Source organism: Streptomyces sp. 5-10, from assembly GCF_014712245.1.
GTDB lineage: Bacteria > Actinomycetota > Actinomycetes > Streptomycetales > Streptomycetaceae > Streptomyces > Streptomyces violaceusniger.
In genome coordinates this window covers 1-22935 of sequence record NZ_JACVYG010000022.1, presented here as the reverse complement: position 1 = coordinate 22935, position 22935 = coordinate 1, and the positions used below count along the sequence as shown (strand labels likewise).

At 72.9% G+C, this 22935-nt stretch carries 24 protein-coding genes and 1 riboswitch; of the genes, 12 read left to right on the top strand and 12 right to left on the bottom strand.

Annotated features, from left to right (window positions below):
• Positions 1 to 15 precede the first annotated feature (15 nt).
• A complete protein-coding gene (locus IEJ02_RS23605) occupies positions 16 to 246 on the bottom strand; it encodes a hypothetical protein (protein ID WP_191066694.1) in 231 nt (76 codons plus the stop codon).
• Between IEJ02_RS23605 and IEJ02_RS23600 the strand changes: the two genes are divergently transcribed.
• The 6 genes from IEJ02_RS23600 to IEJ02_RS23575 all read left to right on the top strand — a co-directional run bounded on the left by IEJ02_RS23600 (position 245) and on the right by IEJ02_RS23575 (position 6767).
• On the top strand, positions 245 to 739 hold the full coding sequence (locus IEJ02_RS23600; protein ID WP_191066693.1) for a hypothetical protein: 495 nt from the start codon (positions 245 to 247) through the stop codon (positions 737 to 739). The genes IEJ02_RS23605 and IEJ02_RS23600 overlap by 2 nt on opposite strands.
• A 342-nt stretch (positions 740 to 1081) precedes the next feature.
• The gene (locus IEJ02_RS23595) at positions 1082 to 1657 is read left to right on the top strand and encodes a helix-turn-helix transcriptional regulator (protein WP_165556366.1); all 576 of its coding nucleotides are present in this window, start codon (positions 1082 to 1084) and stop codon (positions 1655 to 1657) included.
• Positions 1658 to 1822: 165 nt separating this feature from the next.
• A complete protein-coding gene (locus IEJ02_RS23590) occupies positions 1823 to 2662 on the top strand; it encodes a hypothetical protein (RefSeq protein ID WP_191066692.1) in 840 nt (279 codons plus the stop codon).
• Positions 2659 to 3420 (top strand): two-component system response regulator CseB, encoded by a 762-nt coding sequence (cseB, locus tag IEJ02_RS23585; RefSeq protein ID WP_191066691.1) that lies wholly within the window; start codon positions 2659 to 2661, stop codon positions 3418 to 3420. Before IEJ02_RS23590 ends, cseB begins: the two co-directional genes overlap by 4 nt.
• Before the next feature lie 2 nt (positions 3421 to 3422).
• A complete protein-coding gene (locus IEJ02_RS23580) occupies positions 3423 to 4733 on the top strand; it encodes a sensor histidine kinase (RefSeq protein ID WP_191066690.1) in 1311 nt (436 codons plus the stop codon).
• A gap of 138 nt (positions 4734 to 4871) precedes the next feature.
• Positions 4872 to 6767, top strand: a complete 1896-nt coding sequence (locus IEJ02_RS23575; RefSeq protein ID WP_191066689.1) for a transglycosylase domain-containing protein — start codon at positions 4872 to 4874, stop codon at positions 6765 to 6767.
• On the opposite strand, the gene IEJ02_RS23570 is transcribed toward IEJ02_RS23575, so the two are convergent.
• Together IEJ02_RS23570 and ctaD are read right to left on the bottom strand one after the other, a co-directional pair.
• Positions 6754 to 7101 (bottom strand): hypothetical protein, encoded by a 348-nt coding sequence (locus tag IEJ02_RS23570; protein ID WP_223864319.1) that lies wholly within the window; start codon positions 7099 to 7101, stop codon positions 6754 to 6756. The two genes, IEJ02_RS23575 and IEJ02_RS23570, sit on opposite strands and share 14 nt — an antisense overlap.
• Positions 7102 to 7103: 2 nt before the next feature.
• The gene (ctaD, locus tag IEJ02_RS23565; protein WP_191066687.1) at positions 7104 to 8768 is read right to left on the bottom strand and encodes an aa3-type cytochrome oxidase subunit I; all 1665 of its coding nucleotides are present in this window, start codon (positions 8766 to 8768) and stop codon (positions 7104 to 7106) included.
• Between the two features lie 104 nt (positions 8769 to 8872).
• On the opposite strand from ctaD, the gene IEJ02_RS23560 reads away from it, so the two are divergent.
• Together IEJ02_RS23560 and IEJ02_RS23555 are read left to right on the top strand one after the other, a co-directional pair.
• A complete protein-coding gene (locus tag IEJ02_RS23560) occupies positions 8873 to 9460 on the top strand; it encodes an RNA polymerase sigma factor (protein WP_191066686.1) in 588 nt (195 codons plus the stop codon).
• Positions 9457 to 10440: a CU044_5270 family protein gene (locus IEJ02_RS23555; protein ID WP_191066685.1), complete on the top strand. Its 984-nt coding sequence runs from the start codon at positions 9457 to 9459 to the stop codon at positions 10438 to 10440. Before IEJ02_RS23560 ends, IEJ02_RS23555 begins: the two co-directional genes overlap by 4 nt.
• A 46-nt stretch (positions 10441 to 10486) precedes the next feature.
• Here IEJ02_RS23555 and IEJ02_RS23550 read toward each other — a convergent pair whose 3' ends face one another.
• A complete protein-coding gene (locus IEJ02_RS23550) occupies positions 10487 to 11275 on the bottom strand; it encodes an Fpg/Nei family DNA glycosylase (protein ID WP_191066684.1) in 789 nt (262 codons plus the stop codon).
• An 85-nt stretch (positions 11276 to 11360) separates the two neighbouring features.
• On the opposite strand from IEJ02_RS23550, the gene IEJ02_RS23545 reads away from it, so the two are divergent.
• Together IEJ02_RS23545 and IEJ02_RS23540 are read left to right on the top strand one after the other, a co-directional pair.
• Entirely contained in the window at positions 11361 to 12506 is a 1146-nt protein-coding gene (locus tag IEJ02_RS23545; protein WP_191066683.1) for a PP2C family protein-serine/threonine phosphatase, read from the top strand.
• 125 nt (positions 12507 to 12631) lie between these two features.
• Positions 12632 to 12778: riboswitch (SAM riboswitch) on the top strand.
• Positions 12779 to 13129: 351 nt separating this feature from the next.
• Positions 13130 to 13975, top strand: a complete 846-nt coding sequence (locus tag IEJ02_RS23540; RefSeq protein ID WP_191066682.1) for a glutathione S-transferase C-terminal domain-containing protein — start codon at positions 13130 to 13132, stop codon at positions 13973 to 13975.
• Between the two features lie 72 nt (positions 13976 to 14047).
• Here IEJ02_RS23540 and IEJ02_RS23535 read toward each other — a convergent pair whose 3' ends face one another.
• The 8 genes from IEJ02_RS23535 to IEJ02_RS23500 form a co-directional block, all read right to left on the bottom strand.
• On the bottom strand, positions 14048 to 14791 hold the full coding sequence (locus IEJ02_RS23535; RefSeq protein ID WP_191066681.1) for a Mut7-C RNAse domain-containing protein: 744 nt from the start codon (positions 14789 to 14791) through the stop codon (positions 14048 to 14050).
• Between the two features lie 114 nt (positions 14792 to 14905).
• The gene (locus IEJ02_RS23530) at positions 14906 to 15775 is read right to left on the bottom strand and encodes a YhjD/YihY/BrkB family envelope integrity protein (RefSeq protein WP_191066680.1); all 870 of its coding nucleotides are present in this window, start codon (positions 15773 to 15775) and stop codon (positions 14906 to 14908) included.
• Positions 15776 to 15925: 150 nt separating this feature from the next.
• On the bottom strand, positions 15926 to 16786 hold the full coding sequence (locus tag IEJ02_RS23525; protein WP_137981415.1) for a MauE/DoxX family redox-associated membrane protein: 861 nt from the start codon (positions 16784 to 16786) through the stop codon (positions 15926 to 15928).
• The gene (locus IEJ02_RS23520; RefSeq protein ID WP_191066679.1) at positions 16783 to 17418 is read right to left on the bottom strand and encodes a cell wall protein; all 636 of its coding nucleotides are present in this window, start codon (positions 17416 to 17418) and stop codon (positions 16783 to 16785) included. The genes IEJ02_RS23525 and IEJ02_RS23520 overlap by 4 nt, the downstream gene beginning before the upstream one ends.
• 13 nt (positions 17419 to 17431) lie before the next feature.
• On the bottom strand, positions 17432 to 17854 hold the full coding sequence (locus tag IEJ02_RS23515; protein WP_044567887.1) for a septal ring lytic transglycosylase RlpA family protein: 423 nt from the start codon (positions 17852 to 17854) through the stop codon (positions 17432 to 17434).
• 308 nt (positions 17855 to 18162) lie between these two features.
• Positions 18163 to 19320 (bottom strand): acetyl-CoA C-acetyltransferase, encoded by a 1158-nt coding sequence (locus tag IEJ02_RS23510; RefSeq protein WP_191066678.1) that lies wholly within the window; start codon positions 19318 to 19320, stop codon positions 18163 to 18165.
• Positions 19321 to 19355: 35 nt separating this feature from the next.
• Positions 19356 to 19982, bottom strand: a complete 627-nt coding sequence (locus IEJ02_RS23505; protein WP_191066767.1) for a TetR/AcrR family transcriptional regulator — start codon at positions 19980 to 19982, stop codon at positions 19356 to 19358.
• Positions 19983 to 20099: 117 nt separating this feature from the next.
• On the bottom strand, positions 20100 to 20885 hold the full coding sequence (locus tag IEJ02_RS23500) for an SDR family oxidoreductase (protein ID WP_191066766.1): 786 nt from the start codon (positions 20883 to 20885) through the stop codon (positions 20100 to 20102).
• Positions 20886 to 20960: 75 nt separating this feature from the next.
• On the opposite strand from IEJ02_RS23500, the gene IEJ02_RS23495 reads away from it, so the two are divergent.
• Both IEJ02_RS23495 and IEJ02_RS23490 read left to right on the top strand, forming a co-directional pair.
• Positions 20961 to 22151: an acyl-CoA dehydrogenase family protein gene (locus IEJ02_RS23495; RefSeq protein ID WP_191066677.1), complete on the top strand. Its 1191-nt coding sequence runs from the start codon at positions 20961 to 20963 to the stop codon at positions 22149 to 22151.
• A gap of 250 nt (positions 22152 to 22401) precedes the next feature.
• The coding region (locus tag IEJ02_RS23490) for an acyl-CoA dehydrogenase family protein (protein WP_191066676.1) at positions 22402 to 22935 on the top strand (534 nt) is incomplete at its 3' end.

Here is a 22935-nt window from a genome sequence, read left to right as displayed (position 1 = left end):
AGATTCCATCCGTCATCACCGTGTGGACGTGAGACCAGTGACCACTCCCTCTACTTCACGCAAGCGCAGTTCCCCGACCGCCGCGAAGAAGACGGCATCGCCGGCGCGCGGCGGCAAGTCGACGACGAAGTCCCAGATCACGTCGGCCACCTCGAAGCCCTCGCAGGCCAAGAGGACGACGAAGTCCACCAGGCCGTCGAAGACCACACAGCGGCAGCGGACGGCGAAGGCCGCCAAGGGCCCCATGGAGACATCGCGCAGCGACGGCAAGCGCCGCCTGACCGTCACGGTGCCCACGTTCAACGCCATGGGCCACGCCACGAAGGAGGGGTTCGACACCGTCGGGCACGCCACCAGGGAAACCCTGGACACCATGGGCCACGCCACGAAGGAGACCTTCGGAACGGTCGGCCACGCCACCACCCGTGCGACCGGTGGCGCGGCGAGGGCGGCGATGAAGCCGATCGAGATGGCCCGCCGGGTACTGCCCGCCAAGGGCGGACTCCCGCTGTACGTGGGGCTCGGCGCGCTGGGCGCCGTGGAGGTCATCGAATGGCCGGTGGCCGTCGGCATCGGAGTCGGTTACGCGGTGCTACGCAAGGGCGGCATCATGGCCGAGCCGTCCGAGGAGCGCGGCGCGGGTCGCGGCGAGGGCCGCACCGCGGGTCGATCGAGTTCGAGGAGCGCCCGCTCCGGGAGCCGTTCGCGGACGCGGAAGTCCGCCAAGGCCGCGGCGTAACGTTTCGACCAGCGGCTTCGCGCCGTGTCGATTCCACCCGCAAAGCGGTCAAGAAACGGGCAGAACTCTGCCGGAAACGGGCACCCCACGGTCACCGTAGCGTTGGTATACACCAGGAAGCGGACCTAACACCCGTCACTGAATTCCCCCTGGGGTCCGGCGCATTGCGTGGCCGCGATGCGCCAACCCTCCGTCACCTGGGGGTTCACCCGAGACGGACTGACCACTCCGTCACGAACCGACCGAAAGCGGTGACTCCTCTTGGCCCTCCCCCACAGCGCTCAGAGTGCCCCTCGAGTGCCCGGACAGGCAGTGCCCGCCGCCTCGCGGCACGCCACCGGAATGGCCACACTCGCCCCCGACCTCCATGTGGTGGCCGGGGACGAGGACTTCTTCCGACACTTCGGCGCGTCGTCCGCCGAGTTGTGCGGCCGCAGCCTGTTCGACCTGCTGCACCCCAGCGCCCCCTCCGTCCTGCGGGAACACTTCTCACGGCTGCACGACGGCCGGCGCACCCGCTTCACCGAGCGCGTCCTCGGCTACCACTCACGGGGCCGGGTGTTCTCGGGCAAGCTGACCGGCACGGCCATCCAGGGCCGGTCCGACCGGCTCGCGGCCATCGTCGTGATGGTCAAACCGGATGACGAACGACCAGAGGAGGAACCGACTCCCACCAGCCAGAAGCTGCTGTCGCCGCTGGAGGCACGGATACTCGAGGGGGTGGCCACCGGCGCGTCGACCGTGCAGATGGCCGCCAAGCTCTACCTCAGCAGACAGGGCGTCGAATACCACGTGGGATCCATGTTGCGGAAGATGAAGGCACCCAACCGGGCGGCCTTGGTCTCGCGTGCCTACGCGGCCGGCGTGCTGACCGTCGGCACCTGGCCGGCCCGCGTTCGCCCGGAATTCATCAAGTAGCGCACCTCATGTGACGGCGCGTCATGCCGAACAGGCCCGGGGCGGCACCGCCCCGGGCCTGTCGTCTTCGGCCACCCGGCCGATACGCCACGGCTCCCGCCACCCGGCCGATACCCCACGGGTCCCGCGTGGCGCGCCTCCGTCGCTCAGTAGGCTGAGACGGCCATGCGTTCACTCCCCACCGGTTCGCGCACCGCGCGACGACGCCCCCGCCCCAGGCTGCCCCGCGGCCTCCTGCCCGCCGTGGTGGCCGCGTGCGCCGCCGTGACCGCCGCGGGGTGCGCGGCCCAGGCCGGGGTGCGGGACGACGGCGCGGCGCCCTCGCTGTCGGCGCCGGCCAGCGCGGTTCCGCTGTGGCCGCGGTACACCCCCTCGGCCGTGACCTCGCCCCGCCAGAAGCCCGACTTCGCCCGCTATCTGCCGGTGGACAAGGTCAAGGTGCCCTCGGGCGGCCTGGCCGCCCTGTCCGCGCAGAACCTGCTGCTCCACGACCCCAATGTGCCGGAGGTTGTGCAGAAGGAGGTCTCCCTGTGCCCGGACGGCGGCTACTGCCCGCTGCGGGAGACCGTCCACCGCGATCTGACCGGCGACGGCCGGGACGAACTGGTGGTGGCGGCCGATCTGCCGGCGTTCGAGCGGACGCTGCTTCAGGTCTACACCGCCTCGGGCCGCACGGTCCGCCCCGTGCTGATCTACTGGGGCCCGCCCGGGCTCACCGGCGAAACCTTCGGCCGCGATCTGCTGATCTCCGCGATCGGCGAGGACGGCCGGGTCACCACCCGCTTCCGCTGGAACGGCACCGTCATGGCCGCCGTGACGCCCGAGGACGGCACGGCCACCCGTACCCCCGTCCCGGAGGGCGGCGCGGCCACCCTGGCCCCCATCCCGGAGGAGGGCGCGGCCGCCCGGCCCGCCGCCCCCGGCGCCGCACCGGAGGCCGCGCCGAGCAGCACCGGCACAGCGGCGGACACGGGCACCCGTACGGAGACGAGGACCACGCGATGACCACCGCCTTCACCCCGCCCGGCCCCGGCTCCCCGACCGAGGCGCATCTGCTGCTCGTCGAGGACGACGAGGTGATCCGCAATACGGTGCGGATGGCCCTGGAGCGGTACGGCTTCACCGTGTCCACCGCGGGCGACGGCCTCACCGGGCTGGAGATCTTCCGGGAGAGACAGCCCGATCTGCTGCTGCTGGATGTGATGCTGCCCGAGCTGGACGGCATCGGGCTGTGCCGCCGGGTCCGCGAGTTCAGCCTGGCGCCGATCCTGATGATGTCCGCGCGCGGTGACTCCCTGGACGTGGTCTCCGGTCTCGAGGCGGGCGCCGACGACTACGTGGTCAAGCCGTGCGAGAGCGCGGTCCTGGTGGCCCGTATCCGCTCGCTGCTGCGCCGCGCCTCCTTCACCCCGGTGGCCCGCGCCCCGCGCGCCGAGGCGGGCGGCGGGGCTCCGGACGCGGACGGCGCGGCCGGTCCCGACACCCTCGTCTTCGGCGATCTGTCCATCGACACCCGCGGCATGGAGGTGCGCCGCGCGGGAGAACCGCTGGCCCTGACCCCCACCGAACTGCGGATGCTGCTGGAGTTCGCCGGCTCGCCCGGTGTGGTGCTGGAGCGCCGGACGCTGCTCAGCCGGGTCTGGGACCACGCGTGGCAGGGCGACACCCGTGTGGTCGACCTCCATGTGCAGCGGCTGCGGGCCAAGATAGGCGCCGAACGGATCGAGACGGTCCGCGGCTTCGGCTACAAGCTGCGGCGCTGACGATGACGCTGAGATGGCGGATCGTCGCCCTGGTGGCGGCGGCGACCTGTGCCGCCGCGGCCGCGGTGGGCGTCCTGGTGCACAACGCCTCGCGCGACCGCGAACTGTCCCAGGCGCGCGACGGGGCGCGGACCACGCTCGACCGCGCCGCGGTCATCTACGCCCGCACCGGCGGCCTCCAGGGCTCCGGCGCGGTGCTGGACGCGCCCGGGCTCCCCGGGGATCTGCGGCGCCTGGTGGAAAGGGGCCATCAGGGCACCGAGTTCACCACCGGCCCGGGCGGGCCCGCGATGTGGGCGGCCCGGCCCGCCGATGACCAAGTCCTGTCCGTACGCCTCGACATGAGCACCACGATGCGCGACATCGGTGCGCTGGACACCAACATCATCCTGGCCGGGCTGATGACCACCGCCGTGGTGCTGCCGCTGGGCATCCTGACCGCCGAGCGGATGAGCCGGCGGCTGCGGCTGGCGGCGGCCACCGCGCGGCGGATCGCGGCCGGGGACCTGGACGCCCGGATCTCCCCCGCCACCCGCCCGCACGACGAGATCGCCGAGATCTCCGGGGCCGTGGACTCGATGGCCGCCGCGCTGCAGGAGCGGCTGCTCGACGAGCAACGGTTCACCGCCGATGTGGCGCATGAGCTGCGCACTCCGCTGATGGGCCTGGTCACCGCCGCCGAGCTGCTCCCGCCGGGCGAGGCGGCCGGGTATGTGCGCGACCGGGTGCGGGTGCTGAGCACGCTGGTCGAGGATCTGCTGGAGATCTCCCGGCTGGACGCGGGGGCGGAGGAGGCCGATCTGTCCCCCTGCCCCCTGGGGCCGGTGCTCGAGGAGGCCATCGCGGGCACCGGGCTGGCGGCGCGGCTGCGGACCGGCGCGGCGGACGACACCGGGCGGCGGGACCGCGAGGACACCGGAGAGCAGGACGTCGCGGACGGCCCGAAGGTGTGGACGGATCCCCGTCGGCTGACCCGTATCGTCGCCAACCTCGTGGTCAACGCCCATCGCCACGGCCGCGAACCGGTCGAGGTGACGGTGGCGGCGGACGGCCGGACCGTGACGGTGCGCGACCACGGCACCGGCTTCCCGGACGATCTGCTGGAGAAGGGCCCGCAGCGGTTCCGCACCGGGGTCCGGGAGCGCGGCCGGGGCCATGGCCTCGGGCTGACCATCGCGGCCGGACAGGCTCAGGTCATCGGCGCCACGCTGGAGTTCGGCAACGCACCGGACGGCGGCGCGGTCGCCACCCTGCGCCTGCCCGAGCGGCCCGAGCAGTCCGGATCGCCGGAGCCCGGACCGATACACGGCTGATACACGGTCGAGCGGAAGTCGAGACGCGGCCGAGCCCCCGCCGAGACCGCCCGTTGCGGTTCCGAAGATCTTCGCTGAGGAGGATGGCGCCGACCCGTGCGCAACCTCGCGGCCGGGATCGACGGAGGAGCAATCGGCATGGCAGGTCCCCTCACGGCACTACGCGTACGGTTCACACCGGACTCGGAGCAGACGCCGCGGGACACCAGACCCCCGGGCCGAAGGCGCGGAGCGAGAGGACACGGCAAGCGGAAGCGGACCGGCATCCGGCGGTTCTTCACCTGGCGGAAGCTACTCGCCTATGTGGCCGGCCTGTGCGCGCTGCTGATCGGGGCGTTCACGGTGCTCTACTACTCCATCGACATCCCCAAGGCCAACGCCCAGGCGAAGGCGCAGAGCAACGTCTACAAGTTCAGCGACGGCACGATCCTCGCCCGCACCGGTGAGATCAACCGCGAGATGGTCACCCTGGACCGGGTGCCCACGGGTGTCCAGCACGCGTTCGTGGCGGCCGAGAACAAGTCCTTCTACAAGGACTCCGGCGTGGACCCGATGGGCATCCTGCGGGGGCTGGTCAACACCGTGACCGGCAAGGGCACCCAGGGCGGCTCGACCATCACCCAGCAGTACGTCAAGAACTACTACCTGAGCCAGGAGCAGACCGCCACCCGCAAGATCAAGGAGCTGGTGATCTCCCTCAAGGTCGACCAGAACAACTCCAAGGAGGACATCCTCGCGGGGTATCTGAACACCAGCTACTTCGGCCGCGTCGCCTACGGCGTCCAGGCCGCCGCCCGCGCGTACTACGACAAGGACGTGGACGACCTCACCGTCGAGCAGGGCGCGTATCTGGCGGCGCTGGTGCAGGCCCCCAGCCAGTACGACTGGGCCGTCGCGAGCCCCAAGGCGAAGCGCCTGGTCACCCGGCGCTGGAACTACGTGCTGGACAACATGGTCGACATGCACTGGCTGGACCCCGCGCAGCGGAAGCGGATGCGCTTCCCCGTGCCGGTGGACCCCGAGCCCGCCCCCGGCCTCGGCGGCCAGGCCGGCTATCTCGTGGACGCGGCCCGCAACGAGCTGATCGCCTCGGGCGTCAGCGAGCAGGAACTCGCCGCGGGCGGCTGGACCATCACCCTCAACGTCGATCCGGACAAACAACGGGCGCTGGAGGAGACGATGCACCGGGGCCTCGACGGCTCCGCCAAGGGCAAGCGGGCCCGCGCGGATGCGGCCGCCACCCAGGGCGGCGCGGTCTCGGTGGACCCGAGGAACGGGCGGATCGTCGCGCTCTACGGCGGCCGGGACTACACCCGGCACTACCTGTCCAACGCGACCCGTGGCGACTACCAGGTGGGGTCCGTCTTCGAACCGGTCCGCACCGCCGCGTCCCTGGACGCCAAGATGCGGAACGGGGCCACCGCCGGCGGACTGCCGGAGGTCAAGCGCGCCGCCGGGGCGCTGGGCATGGACACCGACGGCGGCGGCTTCGCCACCAAGGAGTCGGTCGGGCTGGGGCTGATGGGCTCGAGCCCGCTGAGGATGGCCGGTGTCTACGCCTCGTTCGACCACCAGGGCAAGCGGGTCACCCCGAGCATCGTGAAGTCCGCGCGGCGCGGAGACGAGACGGCCGGGCCGCCGAAGGCGGTGGGCGACCAGGCGATCGCCCCCGCGGCCGCCCAGCTGATCACCCGGAGCCTCATCGAGAACGGCGGAGCGACCGCGGTACGCGCCGTCAAGCGGCCCTCCGCGGGCAAGGGCGGGGTCTCCGACGACAAGCGGGCCGCCTGGTACGTCGGTTACACCCCGGACCTGGTCACCGCGATCGCCCTCTTCGGCGAGGACGCGGAGACGCGGAAGCAGATCCCCTTGAAGAACGCCGGTGTCCAGCGGGTCGCCGACCTCTGGAACGACTACACCGGCCAGGCGCTGGGCGACGCGCCCGCGGCCTGGTTCGACTTCGGCCCCGGCTCGGGGATGGTTCCGGTCCCGACCGAGACGGCCCCGGCGGGGAAAAGGCCTATCGCACGGTGAGGGCGGCGGCGAGGCCGCCGGCGAGGGCCGCGGCCCCGAGGAGGCAGGCCAGCAGCAGCCGGTGGCGCAGTGTGCGGTAGACCTCCTGGTACTCCGCCCGCAGCTCCTCACAGCGCCGCACCACCGTGCGCAGGGTCTGCTCGGTGACGGCCAGCTGGTCCTGGACGTAGGCCCGCTCGACCTCCGCCCGCTGGGCGGAGGTCAGCCAGTCGAGCCGGTCGGTGAGGCGGCGGGCCCGCTCCCGGGCCGCCTCCCGCTCGCTCCGCAGCAGCAGATAGCCCTCGATCTGGTTGATTCCGGCGGCGGTACCGGGGGGCTCGGCGGCTCTGGCCATACTCACGCCACACTCTCCTTCTGGCCGACATCGGGATGGTGCAGATCGAACGCGGGGGATTCGGAACGGATCTTCGGCAGGCTGACGAAGTTATGGCGCGGCGGCGGGCAGGAGGTCGCCCATTCCAGCGAACGTCCATACCCCCAGGGGTCGTCGGTGACGACCTTCTCGCCGTACTTGGCAGTCTTCCAGACGTTGTAGAGGAAGGGCAGGAACGACAGGCCGAGGACGAAGGAGCTGATGGTCGAGATGGTGTTCAGGGTGGTGAAGCCGTCGGCCGCCAGATAGTCGGGAATTCTGCGGAGCATTCCCTCGGCGCCGAGCCAGTGCTGCACCAGGAACGTGCCGTGGAAGCCCAGGAAGAGGGTCCAGAAGGTGATCTTCCCCAGCCGTTCGTCGAGCATCTTGCCGGTGAACTTGGGCCACCAGAAGTGGAATCCGGCAAACATGGCGAAGACCACGGTGCCGAAGATGACGTAGTGGAAGTGGGCGACCACGAAGTAGGTGTCCGAGACGTGGAAGTCCATCGGCGGCGACGCCAGGATCACACCGGTCAGACCGCCGAAGACGAAGGTGATGAGGAAGCCGGTCGCCCAGAGCATCGGGGTCTCGAAGCTCAGTGAACCCTTCCACATCGTGCCGATCCAGTTGAAGAACTTGATACCGGTCGGCACGGCGATCAGGAACGTCATGAAGGAGAAGAACGGCAGCAGCACACCGCCGGTGACATACATGTGGTGCGCCCAGACGGTGACCGAAAGGCCCGCGATGGAAATCGTCGCCGCGATGAGCGAGACATAGCCGAACATCGGCTTGCGGGAGAACACCGGAATGACCTCGGAGATGATGCCGAAGAACGGCAGCGCGATGATGTAGACCTCCGGATGGCCGAAGAACCAGAAGAGATGCTGCCAGAGCAGCGCCCCGCCATTGGCCGCGTCGAAGATGTGCGCCCCGAATTGGCGGTCCGCCTCCAGGGCGAACAGCGCCGCCGCGAGCACCGGAAAGGCCAGCAGCACCAGCACACCGGTCAGCAGCACATTCCAGGTGAAGATGGGCATGCGGAACATCGTCATGCCGGGGGCGCGCATGCAGATGATCGTGGTGATGAAGTTGACCGAGCCGAGGATGGTGCCGAAGCCGGACAGGGCCAGACCCATGATCCACATGTCCGCGCCCGCACCGGGCGAGCGGACCGCGTCCGACAGCGGGGAGTAGGCGAACCAGCCGAAGTCGGCCGCGCCCTGCGGGGTCAGGAACCCGCCCACCGCGATCAGCGAACCGAAGAGGTACAGCCAGTACGCCAGCATGTTCAGCCGCGGGAACGCCACATCGGGCGCACCGATCTGCAGCGGCATGATCCAGTTGGCGAACCCCGCGAACAGCGGGGTGGCGAACATCAGCAGCATGATCGTGCCATGCATGGTGAACGCCTGGTTGAACTGCTCGTTCGACATGATCTGGATACCCGGCCGGGCCAGCTCGGCGCGCATCAGCAGCGCCATCACCCCGCCGATGCAGAAGAAGGCGAACGAGGTGACCAGGTAGAGCGTGCCGATCGTCTTGTGATCGGTGGTGGTCAGCCATTTCACGGCCGTGGCCCCCGGCCCGGGGCGGCGCGACGGCGGGGCGGCCGGCGCCGCCGCGACAACGGTGTTGTTCCTCATGACCGCTAGGTGTCCGACACCCCGTGGATCGTCACTCCGACGGCCGGTCAGAATTGCCCGCCGAGAGGTGTGATGATCCGTGGTGTGCCGGACACCTTCGGATCATGAGCACCGACGACGCCTTCGACGCCGCCTACCGTGAGCATTACTGGGCGGTCAGCCGTTTTGTGGCACGGCGCCTGGACGATCAGGCATGGGACGTCGAGGAAGTGGTCGCCGAGGTCTTCGCGGTGGCCTGGCGGCGCCGGGCCGAACTGCCCGAGTCACCACTGCCGTGGCTGTACGGAGTGGCCCGGCACTGTCTGGCCAACACGGTGCGCGGCAAGGGCCGTTACCGCCGGCTGCTGGTCAAGCTGGGCCACCACGAGGTGACGCGCGGCGGGCGCACCGTGGCCAGCCCGGACGCGGAGCGGCCGGGCTCCTGGGTGCTGGAGGCGCTGTCCCGACTCGCCGAGGCCGACCAGGAGGTGCTGCGGCTGACGGCGTGGGAGGAGCTGACCGTCGAGGAGCTCAGCACCGTGCTGGGGTGCGGCCGGTCCGCCGCGGCGATGCGGCTGCACCGGGCGCGGCGGCGGCTGCGGGAGCAGATAGAGACCCTGCGCCGGGACGAACGGGTCTCGCTGGGGTGCACGAGCGGCAAGGGCGACAGGGCCCAGAGGGCTGACAGGGCCGACAAGGATGGACACGCATGACCGACGAACTGGATCTGCTCCGCGAGGCCAACCCCGTGTCCGCCGACAGCGGCCCCTGGCGGGACCGGCCGCTGGACGGGCGGGCCGAGCTGCTGCTGCGGCGGCTGCCGTCCCGGGACCGGCGGCGCCGTACCGTCCGGCGGCGCGCGGTCTGGGGCCTGGGGGCCGCGGCGGCCGCGACGGTCGTCGCCCTGGCGCTGACCGTCTCGGGCACCGGCTCCTCCCCCGCCGTGGCCGCGCCCAGGCCACTGCCGCTGGTGGCGCATGCCTCCCGGGCGGACGTACCGCTCGCCGAGATCGTCCGGCGGACGCGGGCGGCGGCCGAGGAGTCCCCGGGGAAGAGCGAGCGGGGCAGCCATTTCCAGAGCTGGGCGCTGGGCATGAAGTCGGGCGAGGACGCGGTGACGCTGCCCCGGGAGTCGCTGACCCGCTGGAACGCGGACGGCAGCGGTTCCACGCTGGAGGTGGCCACCGATCCGCGCCATCCGGGCCGCCCGGTGATCGAGGACGGCCCCCCGCCGCGCACGGTCCACGACGGCAAGGTGCTGAGCGAGGACCACTATCCGCCCGGGATCTACGGCGCCAACCAGAGCTACTTCGAGGACCCTCCGGCCGGTGCCTCGGCGCTGCGCGCGTATCTCGCCGTCTGGTCCCCGGGCGCGGACCGCGATCCGGTGGAGCTGCTCTCGGCCATCCAGTCCTTCCTCAGGGTGTGGACCCCGGGACCGCGCCAGCGGGCGGACATCGTCACCCTGCTGTCCGGGATCGAGGGGATGCGCCCGGCGGGCAAGGTCACCGACCGGCTCGGCCGGGAGGGGCAGGGATTCCGGTTCACCGGCACCCCCGGGGGCCGTTACCTGATCGTCCTCGACCCGGACGACGGCCGGGTGCTGGACGTCGAGGAGACGGTCACCGAGGACGATCCCGAGTACCGGGTGAAGGCGGGCGATGTGATGTCCTACACGGCCTACATGTCCTGACCGGGCACATCGGGAGCGGCGGGGGCGCATCTGACGCGGGCGGGCGTCAGGCGTCCTCCCGCTGGCAGTGGGGGCACCACAGGCTGGTCCGCCCCGCGATCCGGCCGTGGCGCAGCGGATTGCCGCAGCGGGGGCAGTGCGGGTCCGGATCGTCGCGCCGCCCGGTGAGCCAGTCCGGGTCGTCCGGCACCCGCCCCGCCCGCACCGAGGCGCGCAGCACCTCGCGCAGCGCGCCGTGGAGCCGATCGCGCTCGTCGTCGGTCAGCGCGTTCGCCTGCCGCCGCGGATGGATCCGGGCGTGCCACAGGATCTCGTCGCCGAGCAGATTGCCGAGTCCGGCGATCACGGCCTGGTCGGTCAGTGTGGCCTTGACGCGTCCGCGCCGCCCCGCCAGCAGCCGGTCCAGATCGGCCCGGCTCAGCGAGAGCGCGTCAGGGCCCTGATCGCCGATGATCCGGTCGATGTCGCCGTCGGTGGCGGCGAGCCAGATGCCCTGGAGTTTGCGCTGGTCCTCGTAGCCGAGGCGGTGGCCGTCGTCGAGGTCGAAGGCGACGCGCTGGAACCGGCCGGCCGGTTCGGACTCCGCCCCGCAGACCAGCCGCCCGGTCATGCCGAAGTGCAGCACGACCGTGGGCCCGTCGGTGGGGGCGATCAGCCACTTGCCGTGGCGGCGCGGTGCCGCGAAGCGGCGGCCCTTGAGGTCACGCTTCAGCCGCTGTGCGGTCACCCCGTGCAGCACCCCCGGATCGGCCACCTCCGCCCGCTCGACGCGGCGGCCCTGGGCGCAGGAGGCCAGCGTCCGCCGGAATCCCTCGACGTCCGGAAGCTCGGGCATAGCGTCAGGCTACGCCCGGGGCTTCCGTCATGCGTTGTGGAGGGCGCACCCGTTCGGGGGTCTTCATCGGATAAAGTACCGAATTATGCGATTCATGCGCGTCGCCTCGGGGGGGAGCGGTCGCAGCCAGACGCTGTTCGCGATCACACGGTGTCTGCCGTTCCTGGTCCTGGCGGCGGTGCTCGGCATCGAGCTCTCCCCCGCGCACACCCTCTACACCGGCCCCCTGCTCTCCCCGGCGCCGGCGCTGGCGGCGGTGACCATGGGGCCGGTCGGCACCGTCGGGGTGGCGTTGCTGGCGGGCGTCGTCAGCGCGATCACCGCCACCCACAACGACGCCTGGGGCACCCCACAGGTGTACATGAATCTGCTGGCCCTGCTGGTGGTGGCGGTGGCGAGCGTGGCGACCAGCGCGGTGCGGGTGCGCCGGGACCGCGAGCTGACCCATATCCGCCGGATCGCCGAGGTGTCCCAGAACGTGGTGCTGCGGCCGCTGCCCGCCCGGATGGGCGTGGTGAACACGGCCAGCGTCTATCTGGCGGCCGAGCGCGGTGCGCAGATCGGCGGGGACCTCTACGAGGCGATGTGCACCCGCTACGGAGTGCGGCTGATCGTCGGCGATGTACGGGGAAAGGGGCTGGCCGCGGTGCGGTCCGCCGCGGCCGTCGTGGGCGCCTTCCGGGAGGCGGTGCACTACGAGCGGGACCTCGCCGAGGTGATGCACCGCTGTGCGGCCGCGCTGGCGCGCGAGTACGAGCTGCTGGACCGCTCCCAGCTGCAGGACCCACAGGAGCTGGAGGAGCAGTTCGTCACCGTGCTCCTCGCCCAGGTGACGGACGAGTCGCTGGTCCAGCTGATCAACCGCGGCCATCCGCCGCCCCTGGTGATGCGCGAGCGCAAGGTGCGCTCCCTGGACCCGGCGCGCCCGCTGCCGCCCCTCGGCCTCGAGGAGTTCCTCGGCCCTCCCGCGATCGGCGTCGAGACCTTTCCGTTCCTGCCCGGTGACCGGCTGTTGCTGCACACCGACGGGGTGGTCGAGGCCCGCAACGACGACAACGAGTTCTTTCCGCTGCACCGGACCATGGAGACGCTGGACGGCGCCACCCCGGCCGAGTACCTGGACCGGCTGCGCCACGCCCTGGTCCGGCACACCGAGGGACGGCTCGCGGACGACGCGGCCATGGTCCTCGTCGAGCGGGACACCGGCGGCGCTGACCGGTCGTTCCGCTGAGCCGATCGCGCCGCCTTACGAGCCGGTCGCGCCAGGGCGCCGTGCATCCGCCGTGCCATCGGCCGGTGTTGGCCACTTCGGCATGGGTTGACGCCCTCGCGGAGCGCGACGACACTGTCAGGGACGGTCACGATTGTCAGCGCCCACCGTGCGGAACCCCCGCTCAGGTGGGTCATCGGCCCCGGCTCGTTGACAGGCAACCCTTCTCCCGCGACGGGGTGCCCCCGGGTGACGACCAGGTTTCGTCGGCGTGGACGGGACAAGCGCGGTCTCGCTGCCTCGCGAGCCCCCGATGATGGGATCGGTGGAGATGCCCAGGACCGACAGCCACGGGGACGGCGCCCGCCGGCGTCCCCGGCCGTTGTCCCCGCCGCTCCGCCGTCTCCGCCTCCTGACCAGGCGGCTCCACATCGATCTGCTGCGCATCTGCAGCGCCTCCAGTCCAGCCGTCTGAGTCGGCCCGAGCCGACACGGTCACCGAGCGCGGCCCCGCGCGCCGGGGGCCGGGTGCGTGTCCCGGCACCGTCCCGGCGAGTGCCCCGCGCGGGCTTCTCTTCCGTTGCGCCATCGGCGCCGCCCTCACCCGGCGGGGCCGGGGCTTTTCGTCACCTGCTTGGAGAGCCATGTCCGAGACGTTTCCGCTCAGTTCAGGTCCTGCCTCTCTTCTCGACCCCGACCCCTGCTCGGCCGGCCCCCGGATCGCCCCGCCCACACCACCGCACCGCTTCCGCAGCCGCATCGGCGTCGACCTCGCCGGTGGCTTCTATCCGGTGCCGCATCGCTACCGCCTCTACCTCTCCGCGAACTGTCCGCTCTCCCTGCGCGTCTCCATCACCCTCGATCTGCTCGGGCTGCGGGACACCGTGGCCACCACCCTCGTCGGGCTCCCGGACGACACCCCCGAGGCGTACGCCGCACTGCGCGGGGCCTACGAGGCCACCTGGCACCGCTACGGCGGACCGGTGGACGCGCCCGCGCTGTGCGACGGCTGGACCGGACGTGTCGTCAGCAATCACACGCCCGACATCCTGCGCGACCTCGCCGGCCATCTGAGCGACGGCAGCGGAGCCGGACGCCCCCGGCTGCGCCCGGCGGCCCTCGCCACGGAGATCGACGCCCTCCGGGACCTGCTCGACGCGGACATCACCCACGCCGCCCGGCAGGCCGGGACGGCGCCCGAGGCGGAGTGCCGGGACGCGGCGCTGGAGCGGCTGCTGACCGCCCTCGGCCGGCTCGACCGCGGGCTGACGGCCGCGCCGTACGCCCTGGGCGAGGAGCTGACCGCCGCCGATGTGGACCTGTGGGTGGCCCTCGTCCAGCTGGACACCGAGCACCGGCCCCTCCTGGACGCCGACGCGGCCGACCGGGTCTCCCGCCATGGGCAGCTGCGCGCCTATGTGCGGCGGCTGCACGCCCACCCGGCCTTCCACACCACGCTTCCGGAGGCCGTCCAGGACGAGGTCTCCTGAGAGGGGACATCGCTCCGGTGGTGGCGCACCGCCGCCTCCAGCGCCGGTATCCCGAGGTCGATCAGCGGGCGCTCAGGAGAGCGCGGCCCGGGCGTCGCCGAACTCGCCCATCGCCCCGGCCACGATGGCCTCCAGGCGGGCGTGGTGGGCGCCGCGCCAGTAGACCCGCCCACAGACCGTGCAGCGCGCGAAGACGTCGTACGTGCGCCGGGTGCCGTGCTGGAGCTGCTCCCGGACCGTCTCCTTGTCGGCGTCCTCCAGCGGCCCGTTGCAGGCGGTGCAGCGGGTCCAGGGCGCCAGGCCCGGGGTGAACCGGCCGAGGACGTCGCGCAGTTGCTCATCGGGCCGGTCGCTGTAGACATACGCCCCGGCCCACAGCTCGCGGCGGCGCAGCAGCCCCCGGTCGCGGGAGAGCAGCACCCGGCGCTGGGCGGCGGAGCGCGCGGCCAGCTCGGGGTCGCCGATGTCCTCGCTCTCGTACGCGGCGTCCACGCCCAGCAGCCGCAGCCGCCGCGCGAGCGTGCCCAGGTGCACATCGAGCAGGAAGCGCAGCGGCGCGCCCGGCACCCGCTGCGGGCGGACGACCGGGTGGACCTCCACGGTCTCCCCCGCGCCCGGCACATGCGAGACGGCGGTCTCCTCGCCGTTCACCAGCAGCCTGCCGACCTCGGTGAGCGGCACCCCGAGCGACTCGACCACATGGCCGAGGGTGGAGATGCCGTCGGTGACGACGGCCGTCCGGGCGCGGCGCCGCTCGGGAGCGGCGAAGAAGCGCAGTTCAGGGGCGAGGCTGACGTGGATCTCGGGTCCATTCACACCGCCAGCATGCCAGGCGCCCCCGGCCCGGGGCGACGGCGTTCCGGGGCCGTTGACGATCATGGGGGCGGCCTTCGTCGGCGGGCCCGGGTCGCGTGATCGCGGGCCGGGGCGTCACTCCGGCGGCGCGGCCGCCCTGGCCCGGTCGCGGCGCCGCTTGCGGCGCCATGCCACCATCCGCAGATAGTCCTCGTGCAGCACCCGCCCGACGAGCGCACCGCCGAAGACCACGTAACCGACGCCGACCAGCCAGGACTGGACGACCAGGACGGTGCCGACCGGGCCGTAGGAGACCGTGCTGGAGGCGATCAGCGGGGAGAACACCAGCTGGGAGAAGACCCGCAGCCCCAGCAGCCCGACGCTGGTGGCCAGCGCGCCGGGCAGCAGGGCGCCCCAGCTGATCCGCCCGCCGAGCAGCAGCCGCTGCGACCACCAGAAGAAGAGCACCGTGCCCACCACCGCCACCAGCACCCGGGAGACGCCGGGCGCCAGATGGGCGGAGAGCAGCAGATAGCAGATCAGCACCACGAGCCACACCAGATGGCGCCAGACGGTGTGCCAGCGGCCGGCCGGCAGCTCCCACACCTTCTCGTAGCCCACCTGGAGCACCGTGCCGAAGCGCGCTCCGAAGATGGCGAGCATGGCCAGACCGAAGGCGGTGGTGGACTCCAGCGCCTGCTTGGGCGGGGCGAACAGCCGCTGCACCTCGTCCCGCGAGGTCGAGGTGAGCCCCAGGCCCTCGGCCAGCCACTGGGCGAAGCCGAGCCGGTTCACCGGATCGGCCGCGGCGACCACGATCAGCAGGGGCACCAGGGTGAGAAAGCCCAGGGCGGCGAAGCCCATCGCACGGTGCAGCAGCTCGAATTCGCTGCCCCGGCGCCAGCCGCGTCCGATCGCGGACCGGTGGAACGCGTCCTCCAGCCGCTGCCACCAGGACCAGGACCTGGGCCCCCGGGAGCCGGACGCGGACCGATTCTCGGACATACCCACTCCCCTACCCGCGCCACCGGCTCGACCTGGGCAGTGCCGTCCAGGCTACTCGGGGTGGTGACGTTCCGCCGGGAGCTCCGCCGGGACTCCCCCCGGAACACGTGTGCGGTGCCGGGGCGGCCGTCGGTGCCCGCTCGGCGGGCCTCACGCCGGGGCCATGACCGGGGCCCCGCTGTCCGCGTCGATGACGCTGACCCGGACGGCGGGTTCGCGCACCGTGTCCAGGCTGGCCCCGGCGTCCACCGCGAAGAGCACCAGCACGGGCCTCGCGGCCGGGCCGCCCCCGTACACCCCGGCGAACTGGAGGATGCGCCAGCCGCCGTCGTCCCAGTGGTCCAGCAGCGCGGAGCGCACCACGCGGGAGACGCTCTGCCAGGCGCGCGAGCGCTCCAGCAGTTCGACGGTCGCGGCGACCGGGACCGCCGTCGGCGCTCCGGTCGCGGCGAGCGGATGCCCGGTGATCCGCAGCCGCAGCCGGCGCAGCGGCATCCGCCAGCGGCGGTCGGGATCGGCGGAGAGTGCCGTCAGGGCCGCCGCCGCGGCCAGGACCAGGCACAGCGCCGCGGCCGGACGGCGGCCCGCCGCGGTCCACCAGGGCCGCTGGGCCAGGGCCGCCGCGACCCCGCCCGCGAGGACCGCGGCGGCGCGGACGAAGGCGCGCCAGGTGAGGGGGGTGTCGCGGCCCGCCGTACAGCCGCAGGAGGAGCCGGGCGCGGCGGCGCGGGCATAGCCGAGGTAGCCGAGGAAGCCCGCGCCGAGGAGGGCGGCCGCCGCTCCCGGGAGCGGGGTGACGGGCGGTGCCGACAGCGCGGCGGCGAGGAGGAGTTCGACCGCGCCGAGGACGCGGAGGGCGAGCGCGGCCCGGCCGCCGTCGCGCAGCAGCCGCGCGAGCGCGGTACGCGGCGCCTGCCGGGCGGCGCCCCGGCCGAACAGCTTCCCCGCACCGGCCGGCCCCAGCACCCCGGCGAGCACCAGCGGGGCGAGGTCGCGGACCAGGGCGCTCACCGCCGCCTCCCCGCGCCGGGGGCGACCGCGATCCGGACCAGGTCCACGGAGCCGTCGGACGGCCGCCATGCGCCCAGCACCTGGGCGCTCTGCCCGATGGTGAGCCGGGACAGATCGGCGGTGGGCGAGGCGGTGCCGTACGCGGCGCTGGTGGTCTCCGCCATGAGGTTGCCGACGATCTCGTGCTGCCCGTGGGCGAGGTGCAGCCGGGTCTTCTCGATACCGCGGATGGTGGTGTGGAGGTTCACGATGTTGACCCACACCGCGTCGGCGGCGACGGTGCCGTCGGGCAGCGGGACGCCGCGGGCGTAGAGTCCGTCGCCGGTCTCGATGTCGGCCGCGGTGGTGGCCCGGGCCTTCCAGACGCTGGTGGCGCCCGTGACCCGCACCCGGGAGTGGTCGCCGTAGGAGCCCGCGACCTCCAGGACGTCGTCGTTGATCGCGGTGATCCGCCCCTCGGCGAAGGCGCTCTCCGCGACCGCCGGGTCCAGGGGGCGTATCGGGGCGGCGAAGGCGGCGTCGGCGTCCACGGCGCCCAGGGCGGTCGCCCCGATGACGGTGGCGCCGTGGAGGGCGGCGGTGGTGAGGAAGCGACGGCGGTCGAGGGGGTCGCCGGTTCGGTACGCGCTCATGGCCGGGCCCGCCTCATTCGAAGATGGAGACCGGCAGGGTGCCGGAGCTCAGGCTGCCGATGGCGGAGAAGGCGGCGGGGGTGAGGTCGATGACCCGGTTGGTGCGGCAGACCCCGTCGCAGCAGGTGGACTCGGAGCAGAAGCTGCGGGTGCGCGGGCCGCAGTCGCTGACGGTGACACAGACGCTCGCGCCCGAGCAGTCATGGCGCACCTTCATGACCGAGCCGCAGCCGCGCCGGGGTATGTCCTCACCGCACAGGTCCGGCCGGGTGATGTCCCAGCACGCCTTGGAGGCGTTGGGCCAGGCGGCCTGCAAGGCGCTGGAGCGGCAGGTGCCGCACGCGCCGCCGCCCGCGGAGGCGCACGGACCCCAGGCGCTGCCACAACAGAACCAGGTGGCCTCGCCGTTCCAGAGCTTGGTCGATCCGCACGCCATGGCGCTGTCCTCCCGGCCTCGGTCCCGCCCTCGGAGCAGCACCATCATCGGCGGGGCCGGGCCCGGTCGCCACGGGAAGGCGTCCGGTCGGAGTCCTCACCACCGCTCGGCGATGCGCCGGACTCCGTCCGTCGGGCCAGGGGTCGCGGTCCTCACCACCGCTCGACGATCGTCACGTTCGCCTGGCCGCCGCCCTCGCACATCGACCCCCACCTCCACGGCCCCCTCGCACCGCTCGGCCCCGGGGGGCCTCACGGGCTTCGGGCGCCTGCGCCGGACTCCGTCCGACGAGTCGGTGGTCGCGGTCCTCACAACCGCTCGACGATCGTCACGTTCGCCTGGCCGCCGCCCTCACACATCGTCTGCAGACCGTAGCGGCCGCCGGTGCGCTCCAGTTCGTGCAGGAGGGTCGTCATCAGCTTGGCGCCGGTGGCGCCGAGCGGGTGGCCCAGGGCGATGGCGCCGCCGTTGACGTTGACCCGCTCGGGGTCGGCGCCGGTCTCCTTCAGCCAGGCCAGGACGACGGGGGCGAACGCCTCGTTGATCTCGACCAGGTCGATGTCGCCGATGGTCAGCCCGGTCTTCTTCAGCGCGTACGCGGTCGCCGGGATGGGCGCGGACAGCATCCGGATCGGGTCCTCGCCGCGCACCGACAGATGGTGCACCCGGGCGCGCGGGGTCAAGCCGTGCTCCCGTACGGCCTGTTCGGAGGCGAGCAGCAGGGCCGCGGCGCCGTCGGAGACCTGGGAGGAGAGCGCGGCGGTGAGCCGCCCGCCCTCGACGAGCGGCTTGAGGGCGGCCATCTTCTCCAGGCTGGTGTCCCGGCGCGGCCCCTCGTCCACCGAGACGCCCCGGAACGGGACGGTCTCGCGGTCGAAGCGGCCCTCGTCGATGGCGCGCAGCGCCCGCTGGTGCGAGCCGAGCGCGAACTCCTCCATGGCCTCGCGGGTGATGCCCCACTTCTCGGCGATCAGCTCGGCTCCGTAGAACTGGCTGACCGGCCGGTCGCCGTAGCGCGCCCGCCAGCCCTCCGAGCCCGCGAAGGGGCCTTCGGTCAGCCCCAGGGGCTCGCCGGCCCCGCCGCTGGCGAAGCCGATGGGCACCATCGACATGTTCTGCACCCCGCCCGCGACCACCAGGTCCTGGGTGCCCGAGAGCACCCCCTGCGCGGCGAAGTGCAGGGCCTGCTGCGAGGAGCCGCACTGCCGGTCGACGGTCACGCCCGGGACCTCCTCCGGGAGCCCGGCGGCCAGCCAGCAGGTGCGCGCGATGTCCCCGGCCTGCGGGCCCACCGTGTCCAGACAGCCGAAGACGACGTCCTCGACGGCGGCCGGATCGGCGCCCGAGCGCTCCATCAGCGTGCGCAGGACGTGGGCACCGAGGTCGGCGGGGTGGACGGAGGCGAACCCGCCCTTCCGCCGCCCCACCGGCGTCCTTACCGCTTCCACGATGTATGCCTCGGGCATGACAGCTCCTTGAGATCTCTCAGGTGATGACGGTCTTACGGTCGTTGCGTCTCGCGTCGTGTCCGGTCTCGGCGGTCGTCTCGCGGAGTGATGCCGTCCAGGACCATCGACAGATACTGGCGGGCGATCTCCTCGGGGCTGTGCCGTCCTCCCGGCCGGTACCAGGAGGCGGCGACCCACACCGTGTCGCGCAGGAAGCGGTACGCCAGCCGGATGTCGAGGTCGGCGCGGAAGACCCCCTCGGCCACCCCGCGCTCCAGCGCGCCCAGCCACGCCCGCTCGAACCTCCCCCGCGATTCGGTGAGATAGCGGAAGCGCGGCTGCGTGGACAGGTGCTGGGACTCCTTCTGGTAGATCGCGACGGCGGCGCGGTGCCGGTCGATCTCCCGGAAGGACTCGGTGACGAGTGCCTCGACGGTCTCCCGGGGTCCGAGGCCGGCGCCGAGCACCGCGTCGTACCCGGCCCAGAGCTCGTTCAGGAAGGTGGAGAGGATCTCGTCGACCATCGACTCCTTGGAGTCGAAGTGGTAGTAGAGGCTGCCCGCGAGCATCCCCGCCTCGTCCGCGATCCGGCGGACGGTGGTGGCGTTGTACCCCTGGGCGGCGAAGACCTCCGCCGCGGTCGAGAGCAGTTCGCGCCGTCGCTCGGGGGAGGGGGTCACGGTCGTCTTCTTCTCGCTGTTCTTCTTCTCGCTGTTCTTCTTCTCGCTGTTCTTCTTCTCGCTGTTTCCGGTGGAAGCGCGGTTCCTGGTGGAATTCGGCACGTTCTCATTCTCGCGTCATGGGTGCTGGCTGCTCACGGACACCGTCTCGCCCGTCATGTACGACGAGTAGCCGCTGGCCAGGAAGACGATGACGTTGGCCACCTCCCAGGGCTCGGCGTACCGGCCGAACGCCTCGCGCTCGGTGAGCGCGGCCAGCAGTTCGGGGGTGGTGACCTTCGCCAGGTGCGGATGCATGGCCAGGCTCGGCGAGACCGCGTTGACCCGGACCCGGTACGCGGCGGCCTCGACCGCGGCGCAGCGGGTGAGCGCCATGACGCCCGCCTTGGCCGCCGCGTAGTGGGCCTGACCGGCCTGGGCGCGCCAGCCGACGACCGAGGCGTTGTTGACCACGACGCCGCCGTGGCCGCCCGCCTTCATCCGGCGCAGCGCGGCGCGGGTGCAGCGGAAGGTGCCGTTCAGGGTGACGTCGATGACCTTGTCCCACTGCTCGTCGGTCATCTCGGTCAGCAGGGCGGTGCCGCCGAGCCCGGCGTTGTTGATCACCGCGTCCAGCCGTCCGTGGCGCTCCTCGGCGAGGTCGTACAGCGCGGCGATCTGGGCCTCGTCGGTCACATCGCTGACGCGCCCGGCGACCCGCTCCTCGCCGAACTCCCCGGCGAGCGTGGCCACCGTCTCCTTGAGCCGGCGCTCATGGGCGTCGCCGAGGACGACACGCGCGCCCTCCTCGAGGAACCGGCGGGCCGTGGCGCCGCCGATTCCGGCGCCCGCGGCGGCGGTGATGACGGCCGTGCGACCGGTAAGGAGGCCATGGCCGGGGACGTACGGCGCCTTGTTGTCCATCACGACGCCACGGTAACCTACCAAACACTTGTTAGGGAACCCGCCAACGGAGCTGATGGAGGGGGTGGTGCGCCGATGGACCTCGATCTCACCGAGCGGCAGTCGGCGTTCCGGGCCGAGGTCCGGCGGTGGCTGGCCGCGCACACGCCCGCCGCTCCGCTGCCCTCGCTGGAGACCGCCGAGGGGTTCGCGGCACACCGCGCCTGGGAGCGCACCCTCGCGGCCGACCGCTGGTCGGCGGTGACGTGGCCCGAGGAGTACGGCGGCCGGGGGGCGTCGCTGGTCGAGTGGCTGCTGTTCGAGGAGGAGTACTACGCGGCGGGCGCGCCCGGCCGGGTGAGCCAGAACGGGATCAGCCTGCTCGCCCCCACCCTCTTCGAGCACGGCAGCGCCGAGCAGCGCGCCCGGATCCTGCCGCCGATGGCGCGCGGCGAGACGATCTGGGCCCAGGCGTGGTCCGAACCGGAGTCGGGCTCCGACCTCGCCTCGCTGCACTCCACCGCCCGCCGCACCGACGGCGGCTGGCGCTTGAGCGGACAGAAGACCTGGTCGTCCCGGGCCGCCTTCGCCGACCGGGCCTTCGGCCTGTTCCGCAGCGACCCGGCGGCGGACGCGCCGCACCGGGGGCTGACGTATCTGATGTTCGCCCTGGACGCGCCCGGTGTGACCGTGCGCCCCATCGGCCGCCTCGACGGCAAGCCGGCCTTCGCCGAGCTGTTCCTGGACGAGGTGTTCGTCCCCGACGAGGACGTCATCGGCGAGCCGGGGCAGGGTTGGCGCATCGCGATGAGCACGGCGGGCAACGAGCGCGGGCTGACCCTGCGCAGCCCCGGCCGGTTCACCGCGGCGGCGCGGCGCCTGGTGGCGCTGTGGCGGGAGCGGGCGGGCGAGGCCGGAAGCGACGCGGGGATCGGGGCGGCCTCGCTGCGCGACCGGGTCGCCGACGCGGTGATCGGCGCCCGCGCGTATGAGCTCTTCGCCTACGCGGGCGCCTCCCGCCTGGCCGCCGGGGGCTCGCTCGGGGCCGAGTCCAGCCTGAACAAGGTCTTCTGGTCGGAGCTGGACATCGCCCTCCACGAGACGGCCCTGGATCTGCTGGGGCCCCACGGCGAACTGTCCGACGCCGCCGACGACCCGGACGCGCCCGGCCCGTGGTCCGACGGCTACACCTTCGCCCTGGCGGGCCCGATCTACGCGGGCACGAACGAGATCCAGCGCGACATCATCGCCGAGCGGCTGCTGGGCCTGCCGAAGGGGCGCCGGTGAGGGTCGGCCGGGGAGCACGTACCTCGTACGGAGAGCGGCCCCCGGACCGCGACGGGACCCGGCGCGCCCGGGGCGACTACCGGGGCCCGACGCGGCCGGGGCCGCGGTCCGGGCCGCGGTCGGGACCGCACGCCGCCGGACCCGAGGCGCCCCGGCCCGAGGCGGCCCGGGTGACGGGCCCGTGGCCGCGGCCGAGGCGGCGCGCCCCGTGGCAGGTGACGGGCCCATTGGCCGAAGAGGAGGCGCCCGGATGAGGTTCCTGCTGGATCAGGCGCAGACGGACTTCGGCCACACCGTGGACCGGATGCTCGGCGGGGCCGACACGCCGCACGCCGTCCGGGCCTGGGCGCGCGGCGAGCACGCGCCGGGGCGGGCGGTGTGGGGGCGGCTCGCCGACGCCGGGGTGACGTCACTGGCCGTACCGGAGGCGTACGAGGGCGTCGGGCCGCTGCCCGTCGAACTGGGCGTGGCGTATGTCGCGGCGGGGCGGCACGCCGTGCCGGGGCCCCTGGCCGAGACGGCCGCCGCCGCGGTGCTGCTGGCCGCGCTCGCCGAGGGTGGCACGGCGGCGGCCGGTCAGGCGGCCAAGGACTGGCTGCCCCGGATCGCCGACGGACGGGCGCTGGTGACGCTCGCGGCGGCCGACGGCGGGCCGTACGCGCTGGACGCGGACGCCGCCGACGCCGTCTTCGCCGTCGCGGGCGAGGAGCTGTGGCTGGCCCCGGGGCACGGGCCGGTCCAGCCCTCGTTCGACCCGGCCCGCCGGCTGGCCCGGCCGCTGCCC